Origin of the sequence: Sedimenticola hydrogenitrophicus (genome assembly GCF_029017505.1) — a bacterium.
GTDB lineage: Bacteria > Pseudomonadota > Gammaproteobacteria > Chromatiales > Chromatiaceae > Sedimenticola > Sedimenticola hydrogenitrophicus_A.
The window spans coordinates 35,695-51,751 of record NZ_JAQGEI010000032.1; the positions used below are offsets into that span (position 1 = coordinate 35,695).

Genomic DNA, 16,057 nt, shown 5'->3' on the forward strand with positions numbered 1-16,057 from the left:
GGTTATGCATCCTGAATTGATAATCGGCGCGGAGGGGTGGGAGCACGCCGCCTGGAACGAGTCGTTCTATCCCGATGACCTGCCTCCCGAGTGGCGGCTGAGCTACTACGCCAATGAGTTTTCGCTGCTGCTGGTGCCGTTTGAAGTCTGGCGGACGGGTGATGACGAGCGGTTTCGCGGCTGGCGCGAGGATGTGGCGGGAGGCTTCCGCTTCGTCCTGGATGTCACCGGCATGGCGCTGGAGGACGGGCGGTCCCTGCAGCAGCTGCAGCGCTGCCAGTCGGCCCTGGGGGATCGGCTGGCCGGTGGCGTCTCCTGGTCGGCGGCGTCGCCGTCCGACTGCGCGCGGCTGCGCGGCTGGCTGGGGGATGGACGTTTTCTGGCGTCGGCGGCGCGGCGGCCGGACCTGCCGTTGACGGTACGGGTGGCGGCTGACGGAACGACCCTGTGCGCCCTTATTCCCAGCGAGGCGGCGGCGGATCTCAAGTGGCTGCGTTCGGTGCTGGAGTCGCTCTCCGCCGGGCGTGCGGAGACCAAGCGCCTGCTGCTGTTCTTTACCGGGACGCCGCCGCGTACCCAGACGATGCAGGAGGCAGGGCTGCTCTGGCAGCTGCTGGCGGGGATGCGACGTTAAGGGCCCGCGCAAGAATAAGTTCCTGTATTCGGTCGCCCCTGGACCCCGCTGGCGGCGTTACGCTTTTTGGCAAGGGAGCGGCCATTGCCTGCAAAGCGTGCCTTGCCAGCGTGGCCCAGGAACGCCCTCGATACTACGGAATTATTCTTGCGCGGGCCCTAAGGATTGTTGATCGGGCTTGACGCTGTCGAACCCAAAAGGTGAGAATGCGCCCTTTGTCCACATGTGGGGCCGGTGTCCGCAGCCGGGGCAGAAAGCATCACGGAACGAACGGTTGGAGCGTGGATCGGATATGGTGGAATCGGTAGACAGTCAGGTGCCCCTGGTCAGTATTCGGGGGTTGCGCTTCTCCCGTGGCAGCCGGGTCATCTTCGACGGCGTGGATATCGATATCCCGCGCGGCAAGATCACCGCCATCATGGGGCCGAGCGGTACCGGCAAGACCACCCTGCTGAAGCTGATCGGCGGCCAGCTGCGGCCCTCGGCCGGGACCATCCTGGTGGATGGGCAGGATATCCATCGCCTGGGCAACCGGGATCTCTATCGCCTGCGCATGCGCATGGGGATGTTGTTCCAGAGCGGCGCGCTGCTCACCGATATCGATGTGTTCGAGAATGTCGCCTACCCGTTACGCGAGCACACCGATCTCTCGCCCTCGATGATCCGCAAACTGGTGTTGCTGAAGCTGGAGGCGGTCGGCCTGCGCGGGGCGCGGGAGCTGATGCCGAGCGAGCTCTCCGGCGGCATGGCCCGCCGGGTCGCGCTGGCCCGCGCCATGGTGCTGGACCCGATGATGATCATGTACGACGAACCCTTCACCGGGCAGGATCCGATCTCCATGGGGGTGCTGGTGGAGCTGATCCGCGCCCTCAACGACGCCAGCCGGTTGAGCAGCATCATCGTCTCCCATGACGTGCAGGAGACGGCGGCCATTGCCGACCTCATCTATGTCATCTCCAACGGCAAGGTGATCGAATCGGGCGGACCCGAGGCGATGATCAATTCCGAGTTGGCTTGGACCCGGCAGTTCATGCAGGGGCTGGCCGATGGCCCGGTGCCGTTCCACTACCCGGCCGCTGAACTGGCCGACGATCTGCTGGGGGGCACATGCTGAACGCACTGGCACAGTTGGGGCGGGTCGGCATCGGCATGCTGGAGCGGCTCGGGCGTGGTCATCTGCTGCTGCTGGGGATCCTGCGTGGACTGCCGGACCTGTTGCCGCGCCCGGGTCTGCTCATAAAACAGATCTATTCCGTCGGCGTGTTGTCTATATTGATCATCAGCGTGTCCGGGCTGTTTGTCGGCATGGTGCTGGGGTTGCAGGGCTACTATATTCTTTCCCAGTTCGGCGCCGAGCAGACCCTCGGAGTGATGGTGGCGGCCTCGCTGGTGCGGGAGTTGGGGCCGGTGGTGGCGGCGCTGCTGTTTGCCGGCCGCGCCGGGTCGGCGCTGACCGCCGAGATCGGCCTGATGAAGGCCACCGAGCAGCTCTCGGGACTGGAGATGATGGCGGTGGATCCGATCCGGCGCGTGCTGACGCCGCGTTTCTTTGCCGGCTTCATCTCCATGCCGTTGCTGGCGGCGCTGTTCAGTGCGCTGGGCGTGCTGGGCGGCTACTTTGTCGGCGTCGGCCTGCTGGGGGTGGATGACGGCGCCTTCTGGGCGCAAATGCAGGCCAAGATCGATCTGTACGAGGACGTGTTCAACGGCGTGATCAAGAGCGTGGTTTTCGGTCTGGTCTGTTCCTGGATCGCCCTGTTTCAGGGCTTTGACGCGCTGCCCACCTCGGAAGGGGTGAGCCGGGCGACCACCCGCACGGTGGTCCACTCGTCGCTGGCGGTCCTGGGACTGGACTTCATATTAACGGCACTGATGTTCGGGGATTGATTGATGATACAAAACAGGACGATTGAGATTCTTGTCGGTGCCTTCATGGCGGCGGGTCTGGTCGCTTTTTTCTTCCTGGCAATGCAGGTGAGCAACCTGAGCGCGTCCAACAACGGCGAAGGCTACGAGGTGACGGCCCGGTTCGACAACATCGGCAGTCTGAAGGTGCGTTCGCCGGTCACCATGGCCGGAGTGCGCATCGGCCGGGTCAGCGAGATCGGCTTTGACCGCGCCACCTACGAGGCGCTGGTCAAGATGCGCATCGAGGGTCAGTACAATGTCATTCCCGAGGACAGTTTTGCCAAGATCTTCACCGCCGGGCTGCTGGGCGAGCAGTACATCGGCCTGGATCCGGGCGGTAGCGAAAAATATCTGCAGGCGGGCTCCGAGATCTCCCTGACCCAGTCGGCCCTGGTGCTGGAGGAGATTATCGGCCAATTCCTGTTCAGCAAGGCAGAGGAGGGTGGAACTCTTGAAAAAGCGAATGATTAGCGGGATCTGGCTGGTGCTGGCGCTGCTGCTGGCGGCACCGGCGGTGGCGTCGGCGGATGCCGAAGAGATCGTGCGCCAGACGTCCGATCAGATGCTCACCGAGCTGAAGGAGCGCAAGCAGGAGCTGCAGGCGTCACCGGGCAAGATCTACGCCCTGGTGGAGCATATCGTGCTGCCCCGGTTCGATTTCGAGCGCATGTCGCAGCTGGTGCTGGGCAAGCACTGGCCGCGCGCCAGCGAGGGCGAGAAAGAGGCCTTCGTGAAGGTGTTCCGGGAGTTGCTGGTGCGCACCTACGCCACGGCGCTGTTGAACTACTCCGGCCAGGAGATCGTCTACCTGCCCTCGCACAAGGCGGCGGACGGCAAGGAGGTGACGGTGAATACCAAGGTGCAGGCGACCGGCGCGCCCGCTATCCCGATCAACTACCGGCTCTATCTCAATGGTGAGGAGTGGCAGGTGTACGATCTCTCCATCGACGGGGTCAGCCTGGTCTCCAATTACCGCTCCACCTTCTCCTCGCAGATCAAGCGCCACAAGCTGTCGGGGCTGATCGAGCGGCTCGAAAAGCGCAATCAGCCGGGCAGCTGAATGTCCTCTCCTCAGGCTGTCATTGATGACCAGGGGGTCATGCAGTTGTCAGGTGACCTGGTGTTCGCCCAGGTTACGCCACTGCTGGCGCAGATCGAGCGTCTGCTCGGCGACACCAAGGCGGAGCACCTGGTGCTCGACCTCTCCCGGGTGGACGATGTGGACAGCTCCGCGCTGGCGCTGCTGCTGGAGGTGATGGAGCGTGCCCGGGAGCATGGCGTGACGCTGCGGATCCGCTCGCTTTCCGAGGCGCTGCTGGGTATCGCCCGGCTGAGTAATGTCGAGGCGTTATTGCCGCTGGAGGCCTGAGTGCCAGTCTGTCGGGTTTTTCCACGGTAGATTAGTTTTGTAGGGTGGATAAGCCGGTAGGCGCATCCACCGCGGTATTGGTGGATGCGCTGTGGCTTATCCACCCTACGTTGCTGAGCAGTGTTGGGAACCTGCGGCCGCTGGCGGGTAGGGCGGGATACCGTTTCGATTGCCCGCCAGCGGCGCATTGCGTGGGACAATTTGGACTGGGTCGATAGTTTGAGCTTCACGCCTTCCGGTTTGCCGCCTTTTCTCATAGAATTGCCGGTTCCTTTGGGTTTTCTTCTTCCTTGGTGGTGCTTCTGGTGCCCGAAAAAATGGTTCTTAGATGGATAAACTGATTATCACCGGCGGCGCGCCGTTATCTGGCGATGTACGTATTGCCGGCGCCAAGAATGCCGCCCTGCCGATCCTTGCGGCCACCCTGCTGGCCGACGGGCCGGTAAACATCGGCAATGTGCCCCATCTGCACGACATCACTACCACCATGGAGCTGCTCGGCTACATGGGGGTGAAGCTGGTGGTGGATGAGCGGCTCTGTATCGAGACCGATACCAGCAGTATCCGCGACTTTCATGCCCCTTACGAGCTGGTGAAAACCATGCGCGCCTCGATCCTGGTGCTCGGCCCCCTGTTGGCCCGCTTCGGACGGGCCGACGTCTCCCTGCCCGGTGGCTGCGCCATCGGTTCCCGGCCGGTCAACCTGCACATCGAGGGGTTGCGCGCCATGGGCGCCAAGATCGAGGTGGAGAACGGCTATATCCGCGCCTCGGCCAAGAAGCTGAAGGGTGCCCGCCTGATCATGGACGTGGTGACCGTCACCGGCACCGAGAACCTGATGATGGCGGCGACCCTGGCGGAGGGGGAGACGGTGATCGAAAACGCCGCCCGCGAGCCCGAGGTGGTGGATCTGGCCCTCTGTCTCAACAAGATGGGCGCCAGGATCAGCGGCGCCGGTACCGATACCATCATCATCGAAGGTGTCGACCGGCTGGTCGGCACCCACTACGACGTGTTACCGGACCGCATCGAGACCGGCACCTATCTGGTGGCGGCCGCCATCACCGGGGGCAGGATTCGTGTTCGCGACACCCAGCCGGCGCTGGTGGAGGCGATCACCCATAAGCTGCGCGAGGCGGGTGCCGAGATCGAACTGGGCGCCGACTGGATCTCCCTGGATATGCATGGCAAGCGGCCCCGCGCCGTGGATATCCACACCGCCCCCTATCCGGCCTTCCCCACCGACATGCAGGCCCAGTTCACGGCGCTGAACGCGGTGGCCGAGGGGGTCGGCACCATTACCGAAACGGTGTTCGAAAACCGTTTCATGCACGTGCAGGAGATGCAACGCATGGGGGCCAAAATCAGGTTGGAAGGGAACACCGCCATCATTGCCGGTGTCAGCCGGCTTACCGGGGCGCCGGTGATGGCCACCGATCTGCGTGCCTCCGCCAGCCTGGTGCTGGCCGGCCTGGTGGCGGATGGCGAGACCATTGTCGACCGCATCTACCACATCGATCGGGGTTACGAGAATATCGAGGAGAAGCTGGCGGGACTGGGCGCCCAGATCCGCCGCGTGCCCAAATAGGCCTTGCCGGCGACAGAGCGGGATGAGCAGATGAACTTTGATACACCGATTACCATCGCCCTCTCCAAGGGGCGGATCTTCGAACAGACCCTGCCGCTGCTGGCCCATGCCGGAATCGTGCCGAGCGACGACCCGGAGACCAGCCGCAAGCTGATCCTGGGTACCAATCACCCGCAGGTGAAGCTGGTGATCATCCGCGCCACCGACGTCCCTACCTACGTACAGTGGGGGGCCGCCGACCTGGGGGTCGCCGGCAAGGACGTGCTGCTGGAACACGGCGGCGAGGGGCTGTACGAGCCACTGGACCTGGGGATTGCCCGCTGCCGCCTGATGGTGGCGGGGGTGCCCGCCGCCAGCCTGGAGGGCAATCGCCTGCGCATCGCCACCAAGTACGTGGAGTCGGCGCGGCGCTACTTCGCCGCCCGCGGCCAGCAGGTGGAGATCATCAAGCTGTACGGCTCCATGGAGCTGGCGCCGCTGGTCGGCCTGTCGGACCTGATCGTGGACCTGGTGGAGAGCGGCAACACCCTGAAGGCCAACGGCCTGGTGCCGCTGCAGCACATCGCCGACATCAGCTCCCGCCTGGTGGTCAACAAGGCCGCCTGGAAGATGAAGCACGCCACCGTCATGCAACTGCTCGATGCCCTGCGGGAGGCGACCGCCAGGGCGGCGTGAGTCGGCCACGCCTGGTACCACCCTCGTTTTACTCTGCCATTGGAAAAGATCATGTCTGAAATACGCCAGCTCTCCACCACCGACAGCGACTTTCAACAGCAGCTGGACCAGTTGTTGGCCTGGGAGTCGGTGTCGGACGGTGCGGTCAACAGCACCGTCAACGGAATCATCGACGACATCCGCAAACGCGGGGACCAGGCGCTGTTGGAGTACACTAACCGCTTTGACGGCTGGGAGGCCGCCACGGCCGCCGATCTGGAGGTGCCGCTGGCGCGCCTGGAACAGGCCTGGAACACCATTCCCGAGGCGCAGCAGGCGGCGCTGCGCCACGCCGTGGAGCGGGTCCGGGTCTACCATGAAAAGCAGAAGGGGGAGTCCTGGAGCTACCGGGAGGCCGACGGCACCCTGCTGGGCCAGAAGGTGACGCCGCTGGAGCGGGTCGGGCTCTACGTGCCGGGAGGCAAGGCGGCCTACCCCTCGTCGGTGCTGATGAACGCCCTGCCGGCCAAGGTCGCCGGCGTGCGCGAGCTGATCATGGTGGTGCCGACGCCGGGCGGCGAACTCAATGAACTGGTACTGGCGGCGGCCCACCTGTGTGGTGTCGACCGGGTGTTCGCCGTGGGCGGCGCCCAGGCGGTGGCGGCGCTGGCCTACGGTACCGGACTGGTGCCGCCGGTGGACAAGGTGGTGGGGCCGGGCAATATCTACGTGGCCACCGCCAAGCGGGCGGTGTTCGGCCAGGTCGGTATCGACATGGTGGCCGGCCCGTCGGAGATCCTGGTGGTGTGTGACGGCCTCACCGATCCCGACTGGGTGGCGATGGACCTGTTTTCCCAGGCGGAACACGACGAGGATGCCCAGTCGATCCTGATCTCGCCGGACGCCGATTTCGTCGCCCGGGTGAAGCAGAGCATCGACCGGCTGTTGCCCACCATGGAGCGCGAGCCGATCATCGCCGCCGCCCTGAAGGAACGCGGCGCGCTGATCGTCTGCCGCGACATGGACGAGGCGTGCCGGGTGGCGAATCACATCGCCCCGGAGCACTTGGAGCTGTCGGTGGAGGACCCGTTGACCCTGGTGGAACAGATCCAGCACGCTGGCGCGATCTTCATGGGGCGCTACACCTCTGAGCCGCTGGGGGACTACTGCGCCGGGCCGAACCATGTCCTGCCCACCTCGCGCACCGCGCGCTTCTCCTCACCCCTGGGGGTCTACGACTTCCAGAAGCGCTCCAGCCTGATCATGGTTTCGGATGCCGGGGCCGATACCCTGGGTCGGACCGCCTCCATTCTGGCCCGGGGCGAGGGGCTGACGGCCCACGCCCGCTCCGCCGAGTACCGACTCAAATAGCGTAGGGGCAACCCCCCGTGGTTGCCCGTGTTCCTCGTTCCCACGTTTCGCGTGGGAATGCATACCCGGCGGCAATGGTGGATGCGCCCTTCGGGCTTATCCACCCTACGTACTCCGACCCCCCCTCGTTCCCATGCTCTGAGACTGTGAAAGTATTCAGGCTGATCAACGCGGCAAAAAAATTGACCGCCTGAGAAGTCCGTAGAGAGGCGATCGCCATCTCGGGAAGGGTTTGGGTACCCCCCTTTTCGCGTCATTTGGCAATTCTTTCACAGTCTCTCTGCGTGGGAATGCATACCCAGCCGGTAGCGTAGGGGTAACCCCCTGTGATTGCCCACGCGACGCGACCCATATCCTGTCCGGGCAGGCACGGGGGCCTGCCCCTACGAGTTACCGGGTTCGGTGGGATGGGCGTGCCTCTTTTGCCCACGCGGAAGGCGGTTAGCTTGTCTGGCATAGGGCGGGCCGTGCCCGCCAAACGGCGCCCAAGGGGCGCCCTATGGTTTGTGGCCCGGACTACTGCTGCTGCGGATCGAGGCGCGGCCGCTCGCTTACCTCGACCTGGATATCGATCGGCTCGCCGTTGCGCCACCCCTTGACCCGCACCTTCTCCCCGGGCGGCACGGCCGCGATCAGGTTGAGAATGTCGTGGGCACTGGTCAGCGGCTGCTCGTTGATGGTGGAGATCACATCCCCCGGTGTTAGCCCCGCCTGGTCGGCCGGGCCGCCCTCCAGTACCCCCGAGACCAGCACCCCGCGGCCCGCCTTCAGGCCGAATGACTCGGCCAGTTCCTGGGTGATGTCCTGGCCGGCAATGCCGAGCCAGCCGCGTACCACGCGGCCCTGTTTCAGGATCTGCTCCATCACCCCCTTGGCCAGCGTGACCGGGATGGCGAAACCGATCCCCTGGGAGCCGCCGCTCTTGGAGAAGATGGCGGTGTTGATCCCCACCAACTGACCGTGGGCATTGATCAGTGCGCCGCCGGAGTTGCCCGGGTTGATGGCGGCATCGGTCTGGATGAAGTTCTCGAAGGTGTTGATGCCGAGCTGATTGCGTCCGGTGGCGCTGACGATGCCCATGGTAACCGTCTGGCCGACGCCGAACGGGTTGCCGATGGCCAGGACCACATCGCCCACCTGCAGCCCCTGGGAATCACCCACCGTGATGGTGGGGAGGTCGTCCGCGTCGGTCTTCAGCACCGCCAAGTCGGTGTCCGGATCACCCCCCGCCACCTGGGCATCCAGGGTGCGGCCGTTGGAGAGTACGACACGGATCTGGTCGGCATCCTCGATCACGTGGTTATTGGTGAGGATATAGCCGTTGCGGCTGATGATGACCCCGGAACCGAGACTGGTCTGGAGTTGTTTGCGCGGCTGGGACCGAAACCGGTCGCCGAAAAAGCGCTGGAAAAACGGGTCGTCGAACAGCGGGTTACCGCGCTGTACCGTGACTTTGGCGGTAAAGATATTGACCACCGCCGGCGCCGCCAGCTGCACCGCGCTGGCATAGGAGACCGGTCCCTGATTCTGCCCGGCGGGCAGGACCGGCAACGGGTCCGGCGTGAGCAGTTCCGTGGGCGCCGGCGCGGTGAACAGGGTCACGGCAATATAGGCGGCCGCCATGCCGGCGAGGGCGGAGGTGGCGATATAGGTGAAGGCTCTTTTCATCATGCGGTCAGGTTACACTGCAGCGGTCAAATATGGGATAGCTTATTATGTCCCATTACCGAGGGTAAGGGCCTGGAAAGAAATAACTGCTACGTATTGCGCCGGATTTTCGTTTGCCTTCAAGGCACGGCAAGGCGCGCATAGTCGTTCTATGTAAGTCTTGCCGTAACGCCGAAGGCGGGCGAAAAGACCAGCAAGATGTAGTAGTTATTTATTGACAGGTCCTCAGGGCGAGGCGGAGCGATGATCGATATTTTTGAACTGGAACGGTACTGCAATGACCTGTTGGCGGCCGATGGCTTTGAGGACTACTGTCCCAACGGGTTGCAGCTGGATGCGGGCCGACGGGAGGTCCGCCGCCTGGTGACCGGGGTCACCGCCAGTCAGGCTCTGATTGAGGCGGCCGGGCAGGCCGGGGCCGATCTGCTGCTGGTTCACCACGGCTATTTCTGGCGCGGCGAACCCGCTCCGCTGACCGGTGTTAAAGGTCGGCGGGTGCGTGCCCTGATGACCGCCGGCATCAGCCTGCTGGCCTACCATCTGCCGCTGGATGCCCATCCGCAGCTGGGCAACAACCGCAGCCTGGGCGATGTGCTGGGGATCCGGCAGGCGCGGGCCCTGGATCAGGGGCTGGTCTGGCAGGGTGAGCTGGCTGAGGAGCCGCCAGCCGCCCTGGCCGGCCGGATGGCCGGACTGCTGGGGCGGGCGCCGCTGCTGATCGCGGCGGGTGACCGGCCGATCCGGCGTATCGGTTGGTGCACGGGGGCGGCACAGGGGGCCATCGTGGAGGCGGCCGCGGCCGGGCTCGATGCCTTCATCAGCGGCGAGGTGTCGGAATCCACCACCCACCTGGCCCGGGAGTTGGGCATTCACTATTTCTCCGCTGGCCATCACGCCACCGAACGCTTCGGGGTACAGGCCCTGGGCCGCCACCTGGCGGAAAAGTTCGACCTGGATCATCAGTTTATCGATATCGACAATCCGGTCTGAGCGGCAGGCGGGCGATTGCCCGACTACACGAATGGCCCCGATACGGGTCAGGTCATTCTTGACCTCGGGCGTCGCATGTAAGAGAATGCGCCGTCTATTTTGGGGTAAATATCAGCATATACTGATTTTCCTGAGCCAATCCTGCATAAGATTCGGCCGGGATTTTCAGCGTCCGGCCTACTCCGGGAGTCTTAACTAATGAGTGTGGATCTAAAAAAGCGGCGGTTTCTTACTGCCGCAACCAGTGTGGTCGGTGCCGTGGGCGCCGGCTTTGTCGCAGTACCTTTTCTGAAGTCTTGGAATCCAAGTGAAAAGGCCAAGGCAGCGGGTGCACCGGTTGAAGCCGACATCGGCAAGCTTGAGCCGGGCCAGATGATGCGCGTCAAATGGCGCGGCAAACCGGTCTGGGTGGTCCATCGCACGGAGAAGAATCTCAAGGATATGGAGGGCCTGGTTGAGGTCCTGCTCGACCCTGATTCAGAGCAGCCGCAACAGCCGGCTTACTGCCAGAACCCCTATCGCTCGCGCAAGGAAAAGTATCTGGTGGCCGTGGGTATCTGCACCCACCTGGGTTGTTCGCCGACCTACCGTCCCGAGGTGGCGCCGCACGATCTGGGCGCGGATTGGGTGGGTGGCTTCTTCTGCCCCTGCCACGGTTCCCGTTTCGATCTGGCTGGCCGCGTCTACAGCGGCGTGCCGGCCCCGACAAACCTGGTGATACCCCCCTATTACTATCTGACGGATACCCGGTTACTGGTGGGTGAAGACGGAGGAGCCGCCTGATGAGTTTAATGAGCTGGATCGACGAGCGCTTCCCGGCCACCAAGGTGTGGAATGAGCACCTGGCGGAATACTATGCGCCGAAAAACTTCAACTTCTGGTATTTCTTCGGCTCGCTGGCGATGCTGGTGCTGGTAAACCAGATCCTCACCGGTGTCTGGCTGGCCATGAGCTACAAGCCGGATGCCATGCAGGCATTCGGCTCGGTCGAATACATCATGCGCGATGTGGAGTGGGGCTGGCTGATCCGCTACCTGCACTCCACCGGAGCCTCGGCCTTCTTCATCGTTATCTATCTGCACATGTTCCGCGGCCTGATCTACGGCTCCTACCGGGCGCCGCGCGAACTGCTGTGGATCATCGGCGTGGTGCTCTATGTGCTGATGATGGCCACCGCCTTCATGGGTTACCTGTTGCCCTGGGGCCAGATGTCCTACTGGGGCGCGCAGGTGATCATCAACCTGTTCTCGGCGGTGCCGGTGATCGGCCCGGAACTGGGGGTCTGGATCCGTGGTGACTATGTCATCTCCGATGCCACCCTGAACCGCTTCTTCGCCCTGCACTTCCTGTTGCCGTTCCTGCTCGCCGCCGTGGTGTTCATCCATATCGTGGCGCTGCACAAGGTGGGTTCCAACAACCCGGACGGTATCGAGATCAAGAAGAACAAGGGCGAGAACGGCATCCCGAAGGACGGCATTCCGTTCCACCCCTACTACTCGGTCAAGGATACCGTCGGCGTGGCCGGGTTCCTGTTCCTGTTCGCGGCGGCGGTCTTCTTCGCCCCGGAGATGGGCGGCTACTTCCTGGAGCCCCCCAACTTCGACCCGGCGGACCCGCTGAAAACCCCGGTGCACATCGCCCCGGTCTGGTACTTCACCCCGTTCTACGCCATACTGCGCGCGGTGCCATCCATCGCCGGCTCGGCCTTCCCGGGCGTGGTGGCCATGGGCGCGGCCATCGTGGTGCTCTTCTTCCTGCCCTGGCTGGATCGCAGCCCGGTCAAGTCGATCCGCTACAAGGGCGCGATCGTAAAGGGTGCCATCGCCATCTTCGTGGTGGTGTTCATCCTGCTGGGCTGGCTGGGTACGCAGCCGGCCACCCCTATCCTGACCCTGCTGGCGCAGATCTCTACTGTGCTCTACTTCGCCTTCTTCCTGTTGATGCCGTTCTACAGCAAGATGGATAAGACCAAGCCTGTTCCTGAGAGGGTGACCAAATGAAAAAGCTGCCAATGAACAAGCTGATAGCCGCATTTTTATTAGCCTTGGCACCCCTGCTCGGTCTGGCTGCCGGTGGCGGTGCGCATCTGGATGACGCCGATATCGATGTCTCCGACCAGGCATCGCTGCAGCGCGGCGCCAAGTACTTCGTCAACTACTGCCTGAGCTGCCACTCGGCCAAGTTCCAGCGCTACAACCGCCTGGCGCGTGACCTGGGCCTGACCGAGGACGAGGTGAAGGAGAACCTGATGTTTACCACCGACAAGATCGGTGAGACCATGAACATCGCCATGAGCCCGGCCAATGCCGAGGCCTGGTTCGGCGTCGCGCCGCCGGATCTGAGCCTGATCGCCCGCGCCCGGGGTGTCGACTACATCTACACCTACCTGCGCGGCTTCTACGTTGATGAGGCCAGGCCCTTCGGCGTCAACAACGTGGTCTTCCCGGATGTCGGCATGCCGCATGTGCTGTGGGAACTGCAGGGCATGCAGAAGGCCGTGTTTGAAGAGGTGGATGGCCAACAGGTGGTCAAGGAGCTGGTACCGGTCGAGGGTGCCGCCGGCCAGGGCAAGATGAGTCCGGAGGAGTTCGACGGTGCCATGCGTGACCTGACCGCCTTCCTCAGCTACGTGGCCGAGCCGGTTCAGCTGGAGCGCAAACGCATCGGCGTCTGGGTGCTGCTGTTCCTGGCGGTGTTCTTCGTGCTCTCCTACCTGCTGAAGAAAGAGTACTGGAAAGACGTCCACTGATCGTCTACATATCCGGTCACCCGGGGGCGTACAGTTTAATGTATACTGTACGCCCCCGTTGCTTTAGGGCAGCGGAATTTTTTATTGCCAGGAGTCTGCCGGGCTTGACCGATCATAGCGAGGGAGAGCTGGATTGAGACAGATTTTTCGATCTTTCGAGGCGGATAGTGGGCCTATTTAACGAGAAAGATCGGGAAATGTGGCCAATCCAGCTTTTCCGCAGTAGATCAGTGTTAAGTCCGGCAGACTCCTCGTCCCTGATACTATCCTGGAGTGGTTTGTATGGCCGTTGTTGCGAACAAGAGATCTGTGATGACCATGTACTCGGATCCGAGCAGCCCCTACAGTCATCGCGTGCGTCTGGTGTTGGCTGAGAAGAATATCACCGTTGAGATCAAGGACGTCGATCCGCTGAAAATATCCGAAGACATCATGGACCTGAATCCTTACGGCACCCTCCCCACGCTGGTGGACCGGGATCTGACCCTGTTCGAGTCGCGCATCATCATGGAGTATCTGGATGAGCGCTTCCCCCATCCACCGCTGTTGCCGGTGGACCCGGTCTCACGCGCCAGTTCGCGGCTCTATATGCACCGCGTGAGCAAGGACTGGTACACCCAGATGGAGGAGATCCTGGCCGGCGGCAAGGGCGCCGCCAAGGCCCGCAAGGAGCTGCGCGAGAGCCTGATCGCCGCCGCCCCCATCTTTACCCACAAACCCTATTTCATGAGCGATGACTTCTCCCTGGTGGACTGCTCGATCGCGCCGCTGCTGTGGCGTCTGCCGTTGCTCGGCATCGAACTGCCGCCCCAGGGCAAGCCGGTGCTGGATTACGCCGCGCGCCTGTTCGAGCGCGAATCGTTCCGGGAGAGTCTCTCCGAGGCCGAGCGGGAGATGCGGGACTGATCACCGCCTGTTGCCATGCTGACTTCCAACCGTCCCTATCTGATCCGTGCGCTCTATGAGTGGCTGGTGGATAACGATCTCACGCCTCACCTGCTGGTGGATGCGGAAAAACGCGATGTGATCGTACCCCGGCAGTTTGTCGAGGAGGGGCGGATCGTGCTCAACGTAACCCCCAGTGCGGTGCGCGGCCTGGTGCTTGGTAATGACTACATCACCTTCAACGCCCGCTTCGGCGGTACGCCGATGGACGTGGTGGTGCCACCGGATGCGGTGCTGGGGGTCTATGCCCGTGAGAACGGGCGCGGTATGCTGTTTCCGGATGATACCCCGGGCGATGACGACGGCACCCCGCCGGATGACGATCCCAAGCCACCGCGTGACCGGCCGAGCCTGAAGGTGGTCAAGTAGGAGTAGGGTCAGAGATCGGGTGGCTTGTGGCGAAACGGCACCACATTGTCCCCCTGGCCGGGCAGTCCCAGACTGAACTCCTCCAACTGGATGCCGAGCAGTATCAGATGGCCGTCGCGGCGGCCGACCCCCTCCTCGCTATAATCGAACTGATACAGCCGCCTGATGCGGATGCCCCGATCGGTCCAGCGCAGCCCGATGCGCCTCAGGGCCACCGTCTGGTCGAGAAACTGCAGATTCCGCTGTTCACAGGCCGCCTGGCAGATGCCGGTGGCGATCTCGCGGGCGCGGGCGCTGTCCAGCCAGAACCAGATCAGCAGGCCAAGCAGCAGCAGTGGGACAAGAGTGGTCATGGGGGCTATGGTACAGAATAAACGGGGTAGTGACCCCATGGATTGCAGCACATCCCATGAACTCTTTGGCATAGGGTGCAGGATGGGTGGAGGCGCGGCACCCTTGTTGACGGCTGTTCGTGGCGGTTGGGCGCGCCGTAACCCATCTTCGGATACGGATGCAGGTGCACGATGGGTTGCGTGCCGGAGTAGGAGCCGGCGGAGAGTTCATGGGGGCGCTTCACCCATCGCCCTGAAAAAGGGATCGGATTCGAGACGCCACCAAGATCGGCCAACAAGGCAGGCCAATCACTTACAGACCGGGTGAGTTGTTACAAGGTTTTTTCGTTTATCTCTCGCGAAGACACCAAGCACGCAAAGAAAACCACGGGTCATTCCTGGCGTGCTTTGCGAGAGATCGGTCATGTCCCGTAAGGCGGGCAAGGTGTCGCCTGAGGCGGGCAAGGGGTCGGAGTCAAACCGAGCGGATGCGCGGAATTTGACTGTTCGGCTACCAATCGCTTTGACTCCGACCCCTCGGAACAGGCGGAGAACGATTGAGATGAACCACATCAGTATCATACAGGACGATATCACCCGGCTGGCCGTGGATGCCATCGTCAACGCGGCCAATTCCAGTTTGCTCGGCGGCGGCGGGGTGGACGGGGCCATCCACCGGGCGGCGGGGCCGGAGCTGCTGGCCCATTGCCGCAACCTGGGCGGTTGTCCGACCGGCGAGGCGCGCATCACCCCGGGCTTCAGGTTGCCGGCCGACTGGATTATCCACACCGTCGGGCCGGTCTGGCGCGGCGGCGACCGGGGCGAGCCGGAGCTACTGCGCGCCTGTTATCGCAACAGCCTGGCGCTGGCCCGGGAGAAGGGGTTGCGGCGGGTGGCCTTTCCCGCAATCAGCACCGGTGTCTATGGCTATCCGAAACGGCAGGCGGCGGCGATCGCCCTGCAGGAGATGGCGGCGGCCGAGGGATTCGATGAGTTGATCGCCTGCTGCTACAGCGAGGCGGATGCGCTACTCTATCGCTCGCTGGTCGATGGGACATAGGGCGCCCCGTGGGTGCCGTATCCATGGTGCGAAACGTTACCGGAACAGTCGGGGGTATCCGCCCCAATAACAGATCAAAAGGGCAATCAGCATGTATTTGGCAACCGGGGGAGTTGAAAATGGCCTGGCTGGATGAGTTTCCCCTGCCGCTGATCGTGCTCGCCTGCCTGCTGCTTGGGCTGGCCCCGTTTACCCCGGAGCCGCATCTCTGGGAGAAGCTGAAGATGCTGGCCGATGGCCGCCTGGTGCGTCCCCTGGATATGTTCGATCTGCTGCTGCACGGCGCGCCCTTCGTGGTGCTGCTGTTGAAGCTGCGGCGCATGCGCCGGGTCGCCTGACCGCGACAGCCGATATAACTCGCCAACTGATGGGCTCGGCGGCTTGTCGCAAATTCGGCCCGGGACGGACCTCCTACAGGAG

At 63.3% G+C, this 16,057-nt stretch carries 19 protein-coding genes; 17 read left to right on the top strand and 2 right to left on the bottom strand.

The genetic code is table 11. The annotated features are described in order from the left end of the window. Positions 1–4: 4 nt before the first annotated feature. From O9K64_RS17815 to hisD, 9 genes are all read left to right on the top strand, one after another. On the top strand, positions 5–634 hold the full coding sequence (locus O9K64_RS17815; protein WP_275099458.1) for a hypothetical protein: 630 nt from the start codon (positions 5–7) through the stop codon (positions 632–634). Positions 635–926: 292 nt separating this feature from the next. Further along, complete coding sequence (locus O9K64_RS17820) at positions 927–1,748, top strand: ABC transporter ATP-binding protein (protein WP_275099459.1); 822 nt, start codon at positions 927–929, stop codon at positions 1,746–1,748. Continuing rightward, positions 1,742–2,521 (top strand): lipid asymmetry maintenance ABC transporter permease subunit MlaE, encoded by a 780-nt coding sequence (gene mlaE / locus O9K64_RS17825; RefSeq protein ID WP_275099460.1) that lies wholly within the window; start codon positions 1,742–1,744, stop codon positions 2,519–2,521. Before O9K64_RS17820 ends, mlaE begins: the two co-directional genes overlap by 7 nt. A gap of 3 nt (positions 2,522–2,524) precedes the next feature. Further along, positions 2,525–3,013, top strand: a complete 489-nt coding sequence (gene mlaD, locus O9K64_RS17830) for an outer membrane lipid asymmetry maintenance protein MlaD (protein WP_275099461.1) — start codon at positions 2,525–2,527, stop codon at positions 3,011–3,013. Next, the gene (locus tag O9K64_RS17835; RefSeq protein ID WP_275099462.1) at positions 3,006–3,602 is read left to right on the top strand and encodes an MlaC/ttg2D family ABC transporter substrate-binding protein; all 597 of its coding nucleotides are present in this window, start codon (positions 3,006–3,008) and stop codon (positions 3,600–3,602) included. The genes mlaD and O9K64_RS17835 overlap by 8 nt, the downstream gene beginning before the upstream one ends. Beyond that, complete coding sequence (locus O9K64_RS17840) at positions 3,603–3,911, top strand: STAS domain-containing protein (protein WP_275099463.1); 309 nt, start codon at positions 3,603–3,605, stop codon at positions 3,909–3,911. A gap of 328 nt (positions 3,912–4,239) precedes the next feature. Then, positions 4,240–5,499: a UDP-N-acetylglucosamine 1-carboxyvinyltransferase gene (murA, locus tag O9K64_RS17845; RefSeq protein ID WP_275099464.1), complete on the top strand. Its 1,260-nt coding sequence runs from the start codon at positions 4,240–4,242 to the stop codon at positions 5,497–5,499. Positions 5,500–5,529: 30 nt separating this feature from the next. Further along, positions 5,530–6,174: an ATP phosphoribosyltransferase gene (gene hisG, locus O9K64_RS17850; protein ID WP_275099465.1), complete on the top strand. Its 645-nt coding sequence runs from the start codon at positions 5,530–5,532 to the stop codon at positions 6,172–6,174. A 51-nt stretch (positions 6,175–6,225) separates the two neighbouring features. Next, a complete protein-coding gene (gene hisD / locus O9K64_RS17855) occupies positions 6,226–7,524 on the top strand; it encodes a histidinol dehydrogenase (protein ID WP_275099466.1) in 1,299 nt (432 codons plus the stop codon). 516 nt (positions 7,525–8,040) lie between these two features. On the opposite strand, the gene O9K64_RS17860 is transcribed toward hisD, so the two are convergent. Then, positions 8,041–9,192: a Do family serine endopeptidase gene (locus O9K64_RS17860; RefSeq protein ID WP_275099489.1), complete on the bottom strand. Its 1,152-nt coding sequence runs from the start codon at positions 9,190–9,192 to the stop codon at positions 8,041–8,043. Between the two features lie 243 nt (positions 9,193–9,435). Here O9K64_RS17860 and O9K64_RS17865 point away from each other — a divergent pair, with 243 nt between their 5' ends. The 6 genes from O9K64_RS17865 (at position 9,436) to O9K64_RS17890 (ending at position 14,245) form a co-directional block, all read left to right on the top strand. Next, on the top strand, positions 9,436–10,182 hold the full coding sequence (locus O9K64_RS17865) for a Nif3-like dinuclear metal center hexameric protein (RefSeq protein ID WP_275099467.1): 747 nt from the start codon (positions 9,436–9,438) through the stop codon (positions 10,180–10,182). A 198-nt stretch (positions 10,183–10,380) separates the two neighbouring features. Next, positions 10,381–10,965, top strand: coding sequence for a ubiquinol-cytochrome c reductase iron-sulfur subunit (gene petA / locus O9K64_RS17870; protein ID WP_275099468.1), 585 nt, complete (start codon positions 10,381–10,383; stop codon positions 10,963–10,965). Then, complete coding sequence (locus tag O9K64_RS17875; RefSeq protein WP_275099469.1) at positions 10,965–12,182, top strand: cytochrome b; 1,218 nt, start codon at positions 10,965–10,967, stop codon at positions 12,180–12,182. The genes petA and O9K64_RS17875 overlap by 1 nt, the downstream gene beginning before the upstream one ends. Before the next feature lie 11 nt (positions 12,183–12,193). Continuing rightward, positions 12,194–12,931, top strand: a complete 738-nt coding sequence (locus O9K64_RS17880) for a cytochrome c1 (RefSeq protein WP_275099490.1) — start codon at positions 12,194–12,196, stop codon at positions 12,929–12,931. A gap of 282 nt (positions 12,932–13,213) precedes the next feature. Beyond that, complete coding sequence (gene sspA, locus O9K64_RS17885) at positions 13,214–13,837, top strand: stringent starvation protein SspA (protein ID WP_275099470.1); 624 nt, start codon at positions 13,214–13,216, stop codon at positions 13,835–13,837. Between the two features lie 18 nt (positions 13,838–13,855). Continuing rightward, the gene (locus O9K64_RS17890; protein ID WP_275099491.1) at positions 13,856–14,245 is read left to right on the top strand and encodes a ClpXP protease specificity-enhancing factor; all 390 of its coding nucleotides are present in this window, start codon (positions 13,856–13,858) and stop codon (positions 14,243–14,245) included. 8 nt (positions 14,246–14,253) lie between these two features. On the opposite strand, the gene O9K64_RS17895 is transcribed toward O9K64_RS17890, so the two are convergent. Further along, positions 14,254–14,598, bottom strand: a complete 345-nt coding sequence (locus O9K64_RS17895) for a DUF3301 domain-containing protein (RefSeq protein WP_275099471.1) — start codon at positions 14,596–14,598, stop codon at positions 14,254–14,256. Positions 14,599–15,139: 541 nt separating this feature from the next. On the opposite strand from O9K64_RS17895, the gene O9K64_RS17900 reads away from it, so the two are divergent. Beyond that, positions 15,140–15,637, top strand: a complete 498-nt coding sequence (locus O9K64_RS17900; RefSeq protein WP_275099472.1) for an O-acetyl-ADP-ribose deacetylase — start codon at positions 15,140–15,142, stop codon at positions 15,635–15,637. Positions 15,638–15,756: 119 nt separating this feature from the next. Continuing rightward, positions 15,757–15,975 (top strand): RND transporter, encoded by a 219-nt coding sequence (locus O9K64_RS17905; protein ID WP_275099473.1) that lies wholly within the window; start codon positions 15,757–15,759, stop codon positions 15,973–15,975. The last annotated feature ends 82 nt before the right edge of the window (positions 15,976–16,057 follow it).